Consider the following 3,997-nt stretch of genomic DNA (forward strand, 5'->3'; position numbering starts at 1 on the left):
GCTTTGTCACCTGGCGCATCCTGCAGGGCGAGAGCACGCTGGGCGACCTGCTCGCCTTCATCGGCGCGGTGGCCGTGGCGGCGCCGGAAGTGCGCGCGCTGGGCGCGATCAGCGCGGTGGCGCAGGAGGGCGCGGCGGCGGCGGACCGGGTGTTCGAGATTGTCGATGCGGCGCCGGTCGTGGCCGATGCGCCGGGCGCGCGGGAAATCAGCGCCGTGCGCGGAGAGATTGCGTTCGAGGATGTGCGGTTTGCTTATGGCGATGGTAGCGAGGCGCTGAAGGGTTTGAGCTTTACCGCGCGGCCCGGCGAGACGGTGGCGCTGGTCGGCGCGTCGGGGGCGGGCAAGTCGACCGTGTTCAATCTGCTGATGCGGCTGTATGATCCTTCGTCCGGCCGTATACGGATTGACGGGGAGGATGTGCGCGCCGTGACCGGGGCGAGCCTGCGCCGGCAGATGGGGCTTGTCGCGCAGGATTCGGCGCTGTTTGATGACACAATTGCCGCGAACATCGCGCTTGGCCGGATCGGCGCAGGGCGCGATGAGGTTGAGGCTGCGGCGCGGGCGGCGGATGCGCATGATTTCATTCTGGGCCTGCCGGGCGGCTATGACGCGCCGGCGGGCGAAATGGGGCGCAACCTTTCGGGCGGCCAGCGCCAGCGCATTGCGCTCGCCCGCGCCATCCTGCGCGGCGCGCCGGTGCTGCTGCTGGACGAGGCAACCTCGGCGCTGGACGCCTCCAGCGAAGCGAAGGTGCAGGCGGCGCTGGGAGAGTTCGGCCGGGGACGGACGGTGTTGATCATCGCGCACCGGCTGTCGACCGTACGCGCGGCGGACCGGATTCTGGTGATGGAAGAGGGCCGGGTGGTCGAGGAAGGCACGCATGACGCGCTGATGGCGCAGGGCGGGGCATATCGGCGGCTGGTGGAGTTGCAGCTGAGTTGAGCTCAGAGCGCGCTGCGGACATCCGTGCGCGCAAAATCGCTGCCGACAAAGAGCAGGGGGCAGGCATGCTCCTGGGCGACTTCATAGGCGAAACAGTCCCCGAAGTTCAGCGCCGCAGGGTGCTGGCCCTTGCCCCATCTGGCATAGGCGTTTGCGATGCGAAGCGCCGAGGCGGGCGTGATGTTGACGACCTCAAAGCCCAGTCCGCCAATCAGCGTGTCCATTTCGGAGCCAAGATTGCGGCGCCCGGCGACGATCAGGGCCTCTGCCACGGTGCCGGCCGAGATGAGGAGCTGGCCGGAGGCTTCGAGGATATCGGCGCAGGCGTCCGCTTCCGGTTCGCCGAGGAGCAGGGCCATGAGCGCCGATGTGTCGACCGCGATCATTCCGGCAGGCCGGCGGCGTCATAGAGGAAATCCTGGCTGCGGGCGGCGGTGGGGCCAGAGGCGGCCTTGCCGGCGGCGCTTTCGCGCGCGGCCTGGATCAGCGCCTTGCGTGCCTCCCGCGCCGGGACTGGATGGATGGGGGCAAGCCTGACGGTTGGCTGGCCATGGCGGGTCAGCACGATGTCCTCGCCGGCTTCTGCCCGGCGGATGAGTTCGGTGAGCAGCGCTTTGGCTTCAGTGACGGAAATGCGCATGGCGGGGCTCCGGAAGGGTTTGGTGTAAAATGGACCAGTTGGTGGTCCATTTCAAGAGGGCAAGAGTTCATCCGGGACTATATCGCCTCTACACTCTCAACCGTCGTCATCCCGGAAAATGCGGAGCATTTGTCCGGGACCCAGGTATTCCGTTGTCTGATGTTGTTGCTGGGTCCCGGGCATCGGCTGCGCCGATCCCGGGATGAAGACACGTGAGATTGAGTTTGGGGAGGGAAGGTCCCGGATAAATGCTTTGCATTTTCCGGGATGACAGGGCGCAGGGGTTTTAGCCCGCGGGGCGTTCCTGGGGGAGTTGCGAGGCGGCGTGGCGGAGGAAGCGGGCGAGCTTTTCGGCGCTTTCGGCGCCCTGGACGGCGATGCGGCGGTTGGCGATGTAGGTGGGGACGCCCGAGATGCCCATTTCGCGAAACGTTTCGGCTTCGGCGCGGACGGCGTCGGTGTCGGCGCCGCTGGCGAGGAGGTCTGCGACGATGTCCGTATCGAGATCAATCTCGGCGGCGATCGAGACGAGTTCGGCGGGCTTGCCGATGTCGCGGCCGTCGCGGAAATAGGCCGTGAACAGAGCTTCCTTGGCGGCGGCGCCCTTACCCTGGCCCTGCGCCCAGCGCACGAGGCGGTGGGCGTCGAAGCTGCTGGGGCGGCGGGTGATGGCGTCGAAGCGGAAGGGGATGTCTTCGGCTTCGCCATAATCGATCAGGGCCTGGCGCATCTGGGCCATGCGTTCGCGCCCCTCGGGAGAGGTGATGCGGCCGGACATGTAGGATTTGTAGTCCGCGCCTTCGGCGGGGAGGGTGGGGTCGAGCTCGTAGGGGCGGAAGATGAGTTTGACCTCGATTTCGGGGACTTCGGCGATGGCGGCTTCGATGCGGCGGAGGCCGAGCCAGCACCAGGGGCAGACGAGGTCTGACACCATTTCGATCGCGACCGTCATGCGGCTATCGCCTCCGGCCTCGAGGCGGCCATCGACAGCACACGGACATAGCCGCGCTGGACTTCCATTTTCTGCGTGACGCCTTTGGCGGCGAGCGCCCTGTGGATGCCGGCGAGGCGGTAGCAGGGGGTGTGCATGAACATATGATGTTCGCAGTGATAGTTGACCCAGTAGGGCGCGATGAGGAGGCCCTCAAGCGGGTTGGTCAGCGTGGTGCGGGCATAACGCATGGGATCGTCATGGTCCGGAAGGACGGCGTGTTCGGCGATGTTGCGCAGGCGGGTGACGAGCATCATCCAGGTCGCCATCGGCAGGAGCCAGAGGACGAAATAGGCCCACCAGAGGCCGAGGGCGATGAGCACGCCGAGGATCACCGCATTGGTGATCAGCATCGGGATGACGGCCTCGCGGGCGGACTGGGCGCGGTTCTCGGCGCCGGGGCCTTTGCGCAGGCCGAGGCCGAAGGCGTTGGCGAACTGGTTGCCGCGTTGTTTGAGGAAGGTCTGGCCCGTCAGATCGCGGAGGATCTTGCGGCGCAGGGAGGTACGCGTGACGGGGAAGGGTTTGGAGAGGATCAGGTCCGGGTCTTCGGCCTGCTGGACGTATTTGTGATGGGTGAGGTGGTAGGCGCGGTAGGCCTTGAGGTGGCCGCCCATCGGGGCGCCGCAGAGCCAGTGGCCGAGGAAGTCGTTGACCTTCGCGTTCGGGTGCAGGGCGCCGTGGGCGGCGTCGTGCATCAGGATGGTGAGGCCGAGCTGGCGCGCGCCGATCAGCATGATCGAGACCGGCAGGAACCAGAGCGACCAGGCCGACAGCGCAATGGCGCCGGCAATGATCACCCAGCCATGCAGCACGAGGAGCGGGCCCATCCAGCCATTGCGGGCGGATAGGCGTTCCCATTCCTCGCGGGTGAAGAGGTCGAGCGGGCGGATGCGGGCGGCAGCGGGCATGGGGCGATTATAGGCGAAGATGACGCGGCCGTCACTCTGGCGGCGGGGTTTCCGTGGGGGCGTCCGGCGTCAGGCTTTCGAAATAGGAGGGGGCGGGCTGTTCATCGTCCGGCGGGAGGCGCGGGGCGAGGGCGGCGGACGCGAAGAAGGTGAGCGCGACGAGGGCGCCGGCGATCACGTTGGATTTGAACACCCGCAGGGCCTGGTCCTCGCCCTTCGACGACAGCGTCCAGGCCTGCCAGGCGCCGTGGGCGAGGAAGGCGAGGGCGGCGACCGCGCCGAGACGGCCGGCGCCCTGCTGCCAGGCTGCGAAGGCGATGAGGGCGGCGGCGCCCATGTGGAAGGCGAAGGCGTAGAGGACCGCGCGGTCCTTGAACAGGCGGGCGGTGGAGCGCACGCCGATCAGGGCGTCGTCTTCCCGGTCCTGCAGGGCGTAGATCGTGTCATAGGCGATCGTCCACAGGATCAGGCCGGCATAGAGGAAATAGACCGGGCCGGTGATCTGGCTGGC

The 3,997-nt window shown here is 67.4% G+C and carries 6 protein-coding genes; 1 reads left to right on the forward strand and 5 read right to left on the reverse strand.

Annotated features, from left to right (window positions below; genetic code table 11):
- Positions 1-944: ABC transporter ATP-binding protein (locus ACK4SV_RS16065; RefSeq protein ID WP_409918853.1), on the forward strand; the 944-nt coding region annotated here is incomplete at its 5' end.
- A 2-nt stretch (positions 945-946) separates the two neighbouring features.
- Here ACK4SV_RS16065 and ACK4SV_RS16070 read toward each other — a convergent pair.
- The 5 genes from ACK4SV_RS16070 to ACK4SV_RS16090 all read right to left on the reverse strand — a co-directional run.
- A complete protein-coding gene (locus ACK4SV_RS16070; protein ID WP_409918854.1) occupies positions 947-1,330 on the reverse strand; it encodes a type II toxin-antitoxin system VapC family toxin in 384 nt (127 codons plus the stop codon).
- Entirely contained in the window at positions 1,327-1,584 is a 258-nt protein-coding gene (locus ACK4SV_RS16075) for a type II toxin-antitoxin system Phd/YefM family antitoxin (RefSeq protein ID WP_409918855.1), read from the reverse strand. The genes ACK4SV_RS16070 and ACK4SV_RS16075 overlap by 4 nt, the downstream gene beginning before the upstream one ends.
- Before the next feature lie 286 nt (positions 1,585-1,870).
- A complete protein-coding gene (locus tag ACK4SV_RS16080) occupies positions 1,871-2,536 on the reverse strand; it encodes a DsbA family protein (protein ID WP_409918856.1) in 666 nt (221 codons plus the stop codon).
- On the reverse strand, positions 2,533-3,486 hold the full coding sequence (locus ACK4SV_RS16085; RefSeq protein ID WP_409918857.1) for a fatty acid desaturase family protein: 954 nt from the start codon (positions 3,484-3,486) through the stop codon (positions 2,533-2,535). Before ACK4SV_RS16085 ends, ACK4SV_RS16080 begins: the two co-directional genes overlap by 4 nt.
- A 31-nt stretch (positions 3,487-3,517) precedes the next feature.
- Positions 3,518-3,997 (reverse strand): UbiA family prenyltransferase (locus tag ACK4SV_RS16090; protein WP_409918858.1); only part of this gene is annotated, 480 nt, incomplete at its 5' end.

It is taken from the genome of Hyphomonas sp., assembly GCF_046313735.1.
Taxonomy (GTDB): Bacteria; Pseudomonadota; Alphaproteobacteria; order Caulobacterales; family Hyphomonadaceae; genus Hyphomonas.